This window comes from Fusibacter sp. (assembly GCF_057447755.1).
In genome coordinates, this window is record NZ_JBVBZF010000361.1 from 1 (window position 1) to 3,483 (window position 3,483).

Genomic DNA, 3,483 nt, shown 5'->3' on the forward strand with positions numbered 1-3,483 from the left:
AATGGATGACGAACCAGTAATCCATTCCTATTTTGGCTTAGATGAATGTGATCAATACTTTGAAGACATGGAATTTGTATTAAAAGAAAGAAGAGTCGTTGAGCGCATATTTGAAGGTGATAAAATTAAACAAGGCTTTATTGATTTTATCATGCGAAAGATTTAGAAATCATTAAATAAAATATACTCATTTTAAGAGTAATATATAACCGATAATGATGAAGCACAAGAAACTTAAAATATTGGAGGGTACACTTGATGACTACATATGAAGAAGGGCTCAAATTGCTTGAGCAAACTTTTGGAAAGGGTAAAGATAACATTATCTCCTTAGGTACGATTGCAAGAGAATGTAACTCTGAAGGCAAGCCTCGACCAGTTGTAAGAAGTGTTGATGCCTATTATGAATCTGGTGTTTTCTATCTTGTTACACATGGAAAATCTAATAAAGCACTTCAAATTTCAGAAAATCAGGAAGTTTCAGTATCTGGATGTATGGAGATGTTTACAGCTAATGGTATTGGTGAAAATCTAGGATGGGTTCTAAAGCCTCAAAACTTAGAAATTAGAAGCAAGTTAAGAACTTGTTTTGCAAATTGGTATGATGTGGCGAATAATGAAAAGGACGAAAATTGCTGTATCTTAGCCATTCATTTAACTAAGGGGACTTTGAATATAAACCATTGGGAAAAACTATATCATTTAGATTTTGTTAACAAGACCATTATGAAAGACGGCGGCATTTATTAAATATTAAGTCGCAAGTATACTAACGCCGTGTTCTTTTGTCATGACCTTAGCCGTTTATTCTAAACTCGTTTTAAGACCCCTCAGAAGGAGAACTATCAAAATCATGGACATTCAAAATTACTTAAATAGAATTGAAATCTACACTGATTTACAAGTCAACTTAAGCTCATTACGCCTTATCCAGCGCCAGCATTTACTAAGAGTTCCTTTTGAAAATCTCGATATACATCTTAATAAAAACCTTATATTTGATTTAGAATCTTTATATAATAAAATCGTAATCCAGAAACGTGGCGGTATATGTTATGAACTCAATTGGATCTTATATCATTTACTAGTAGACCTTGGATTTAATGTTAAGATTCTAGGTGGAAAAGTTTTAGAGCCTAACGGAACATATTTCGATCATATGTTATTGGTGGTAGATTTGAACTCAAAAGAGTATCTTGTAGATGTAGGCTTTGGTGATAATTTTTTAGAGCCCCTGGCGTTTGATATAGGCTATGAACAAAACGATCAAAAGGGATTATTCAAGATAAGTCAAATTGATGAAAGTCATTTTGAGCTTAAAAAGTTTTCTGATGAAATTAAGGATTTCGTCACTGAATATACATTTGAAAATGCACCTAAGAAAATTGAGGATTTTCAAAGCAGAATAGACTATTTTATTCATAATAAAGACTCAATTTTTAAAAAGAATCTATTTTGTTCACTTGAAATGGAAAACGGACGGCGTTCATTAAAACAGGACAAGTTTATACTTACTCAAAACGGAAGTGTTAATACAAGTCAAATAAACTCGCCAGCTCAATATATAGAATATTTAACATCTCATTTTGAGATAAGTCTCAATGAAATTGAACAAGGAAAAATTAGCATCATTCAGTCAGAAATGAGCTCTAACTAATTATAATTATTCATAGGAGAATTTAAATGAGTCATGCAGAACAAATAGTACAAAAACAGCTCGATTACTACAATGACCATCATTTGGAAAATTTCATATCAACTTATCATGATGATATCGAAATACTCAGCTTAGAAGATAACACTTTGATACTGCAAGGAAAAGAAGCCTTAAGAACAAAATACCGTGAACGATTCGAGGTTCAGAAGGTACAAGCAGACTTGGTTAATCGAATTGTAATTGGCGATAAAGTAATCGATCATGAGCACGTTCGGGGCATAAAAAAAGATGAGATTATAAAGGCTGTCGCAATTTACAAGGTTGAGGATCAGCTTATTAAAAAAGTTTGGTTTATATATGAGTAGGAGCAATGATGAAATCAGAAATTTTACAAGGGCAAGTAGACCGCTGTATAGATGTATTTTTAGAAGCTGCCCACTGGGGCAGAAGAACTGATAAAAAATTATGGTCGGACGAAGATTTAAAGAGAGAGAATCTCTTAAAATATTACAAGCCATCAGAATTCTATTTGATAATGTTAAACAATAAGGATGCAGGGGCTATGGTAATTCAGTGGGAAGATCCTGTCTTTTGGCCTGACTTTCCTAAAGGTGAAGCCGGATATTTACATAAACTCTGCATCAGAAGAGCATTTTCAAGTATCGGATTATCAGATCATATGATACAGATTGCAATATCAGAATGTAAAAAGCGGAATATCGGAAAGCTTAGATTAGATACCGGATGGAAAAATACCAAGTTACGTGAGTTATATGAACGAAATGGATTTAAACTATATGACCAATTCGATGTTGGTAATGGAAGTTACTTTGCAAGATATGAGTTAGAAATAATATAAAATCTAGCCTCAAATGATTCCGTAAATTTATGAAATACTATTATAATTCATTCACATCAAATAAAATCAAGGAAGTAGAGCATATGAAAATCGAAAAACTCTTAGAATCACACCTTAAAGAATGTTCAGACATTTATATTGAGACCTTTAACAGTGAACCGTGGAACGACAACTGGGATAGTACGACATCATACAACAGACTAAAAGATATCTATAATACACCAGGATTTTATGGACTTGTCGTTTTAGAAGATGAAAAGATCATCGCGGCTGTTTTAGGAAATATTGAACACTGGTATGAAGGTAAAATGTACAATCTAAAAGAAATGTTTGTTAATCAAAGCCTCAAGCGTAATGGCATCGGAAGTAGCCTAATGGAAGCATTGGAAAATTCATTAAAGGCTTTCGACGTAAACTCTATTACCTTATTTACAAGCAAAGGCGATCTAACAGAGAAATTTTATAATAAAAATGGCTATTTGACCTTTTCAGATATGATTATGATGCATAAAAATATCTAGTGGTCTTTCCTGTATTGGGTCAAATCAATAGCTTACATGTGAGAGCTCATTTTATGAACTCTAAAATCTCAATTATATGATTAGGGTCGTTCAAAACGATATTATAATTGAGTGCTTAACTTATAAACTCAACACAAGATAAAGAAATTATTGAAATCGTTAATAAGAGTGCCAAGATTGAACTAAGACTGACGCTTCTAGACATTGTATCAAAACATCATCAGGAGGAAACCATGAAAAAGATAAATTTAGTTGGACTAATATCCATCACCCTTGTTATTGTAGCGCTGTTGATCCTTGGATTTTTACCCACCATATCAGATTCAACACGATACAGCATTTTACAAAATAATGGTGGTTCCATGGACACCGCTTCACTTGATAGACTTGCTTCATATACTCTTGATTTCTATAGAAGCTTCGCTTACATTATGGCTGCTATCGGG

Annotated in this window: 6 protein-coding genes; all 6 read left to right on the forward strand. The window is 33.0% G+C overall.

Annotated features, from left to right (window positions below; genetic code table 11):
- The first annotated feature begins 258 nt into the window (after positions 1-258).
- Complete coding sequence (locus tag AC220I_RS20145; protein WP_486725664.1) at positions 259-750, forward strand: pyridoxamine 5'-phosphate oxidase family protein; 492 nt, start codon at positions 259-261, stop codon at positions 748-750.
- A gap of 103 nt (positions 751-853) precedes the next feature.
- A complete protein-coding gene (locus AC220I_RS20150; protein ID WP_486725659.1) occupies positions 854-1,657 on the forward strand; it encodes an arylamine N-acetyltransferase family protein in 804 nt (267 codons plus the stop codon).
- Between the two features lie 26 nt (positions 1,658-1,683).
- On the forward strand, positions 1,684-2,022 hold the full coding sequence (locus tag AC220I_RS20155; protein WP_486725660.1) for a nuclear transport factor 2 family protein: 339 nt from the start codon (positions 1,684-1,686) through the stop codon (positions 2,020-2,022).
- An 8-nt stretch (positions 2,023-2,030) separates the two neighbouring features.
- A complete protein-coding gene (locus AC220I_RS20160) occupies positions 2,031-2,516 on the forward strand; it encodes a GNAT family N-acetyltransferase (protein WP_486725661.1) in 486 nt (161 codons plus the stop codon).
- Between the two features lie 83 nt (positions 2,517-2,599).
- Positions 2,600-3,037 carry a GNAT family N-acetyltransferase gene (locus AC220I_RS20165; protein ID WP_486725662.1) on the forward strand — a complete coding sequence of 146 codons (438 nt, stop codon included), beginning with the start codon at positions 2,600-2,602 and terminating at the stop codon, positions 3,035-3,037.
- A 233-nt stretch (positions 3,038-3,270) separates the two neighbouring features.
- Positions 3,271-3,483 (forward strand): hypothetical protein (locus tag AC220I_RS20170; RefSeq protein ID WP_486725663.1); only part of this gene is annotated, 213 nt, incomplete at its 3' end.

Coding starts and splice junctions, on each gene's coding strand:
- AC220I_RS20155 (WP_486725660.1), top strand. CDS start 1,684: ATGAGTCATGCAGAACAAATAGTACAAAAACAGCTCGATTACTACAAT.
- AC220I_RS20145 (WP_486725664.1), top strand. CDS start 259: ATGACTACATATGAAGAAGGGCTCAAATTGCTTGAGCAAACTTTTGGA.
- AC220I_RS20165 (WP_486725662.1), top strand. CDS start 2,600: ATGAAAATCGAAAAACTCTTAGAATCACACCTTAAAGAATGTTCAGAC.
- AC220I_RS20160 (WP_486725661.1), top strand. CDS start 2,031: ATGAAATCAGAAATTTTACAAGGGCAAGTAGACCGCTGTATAGATGTA.
- AC220I_RS20150 (WP_486725659.1), top strand. CDS start 854: ATGGACATTCAAAATTACTTAAATAGAATTGAAATCTACACTGATTTA.